Source organism: Chryseobacterium sp. RR2-3-20 (assembly GCF_017808115.1).
Classification (GTDB): domain Bacteria; phylum Bacteroidota; class Bacteroidia; order Flavobacteriales; family Weeksellaceae; genus Chryseobacterium; species Chryseobacterium oryzae.
The window spans coordinates 1-1,519 of sequence record NZ_JADQBD010000146.1; the positions used below are offsets into that span (position 1 = coordinate 1).

General features: G+C 33.0%; 1 protein-coding gene. It reads right to left on the reverse strand.

The annotated features are described in order from the left end of the window. Positions 1-106: 106 nt before the first annotated feature. Positions 107-1,324, reverse strand: coding sequence for a site-specific integrase (locus IV513_RS15395; RefSeq protein ID WP_209391433.1), 1,218 nt, complete (start codon positions 1,322-1,324; stop codon positions 107-109). Positions 1,325-1,519 lie beyond the last annotated feature (195 nt).

Sequence of the window (1,519 nt, forward strand, 5' to 3'; positions counted from 1 at the left end):
TTGCTTCAAGGTTGCTCATAATTGTATTTGATTGGTAGTCAATACAATATACTAATTTTTAGTTACTTGAGCAACCTTTTCTATAATGCACTACGGGTTTTTATTATTATTCATCTTGGAGTTTGTTCTTTAAAACTGCCATATCATCACTAACTTTCTTATCTAAAATTTTAGCATAATGTTGCGTGGTCTTGATGTTAGTATGCCCAAGCATTTTACTCACACTTTCGATCGGAACACCATTAGACAATGTAATTGTAGTGGCAAATGTATGTCTTGCGATATGAAATGTCAATTCTTTGTTAATCCCACAGACATTAGCAATTTCTTTGAGGTAAGAATTCATTTTCTGATTACTAAGCACAGGAAATAGTATATCAGAATTGATACATTTCGGATGATCGTCATATCTTAGAATCATCTCCTGTGCTAGAGCTAATAATGGAACTCTTGTTGAAGTATCAGTTTTCTGCCGATTTGTAAATATCCATTTCTCACCATCTATTCCCAAATTAATATGAGACTTAGATAATTTTTTCACATCAACATAAGCAAAGCCAGTATAACAACTGAAAAGAAAAATATCACGAACTTGACTCAATCTATCTGAAGCAAATTCCTTGTCATAAATCGCCTGAATTTCCTCCTTTGTAAGATAGGGACGTTCTACTACTTTAAGTTTTGCTTTGTAACCCAGAAAAGGATCTTTTAATAGCCAGCCGTTCGCCATACATAGTCGAATAATCTTTTTGAAATTCTTTATATATTTTACAGCAGTATTGTTAGCGCACTTTCTCACACTACGAAGCCAGAAATCATAATCCATAATAAAAGCGTGATCGATCTTTGCAATATCAATGTCGGAAATTTTATACTTCCAATTTATAAATTCCTGAGTGTGTTTTAAAGACGTTTTGTATCGTTCCAATGTACCTGGAGCAAAATCCTGACCGACTAAGGCTTCCATTTTTTTGTTATGTTCCTGAAAAATAGGAATAAGCATTCTTCTATCAATATCTATTCCAAGCAGTTTAGATTTTAAACTCTCTGCTGTTACAAAATCTCCTTCTTTCAGCATAAGGTAGTGAAAATCGTAAACTTGCTGTTCTAACGTTTTAAGGTAAGAGTTTAGTGTTTTGGCTTCTTGACTATTGCCAACAACTTTCTGTGATTTATTATCCCATTTTTGTGAGCCTATATACCTTTTAGCTGCAATCTCCGAAGCCTTGCCGTCTATCGTAATTCGTAAGTAGATAGGAGCGGTTCCATTTTTTCTGATTTTATTCTTTTTTATAAAGAATAACAGGTTAAATGTTTTGTTCATTGTGTGATAACTTTAATGGTTTAATAATTTACTTTTTGTTACCACTTTTTGCAAGATGTTCAATCGTTAGACTGCCTATTGGTCGGGTTTCCCTGATTTTGGATCAGTTTCAAAAGTTGGGGATTAATATTAAAAATTGATATTTTTGCAGAGGATGAAAACAGAAGACCTACTCAAGTTATTATTGCCTGAATA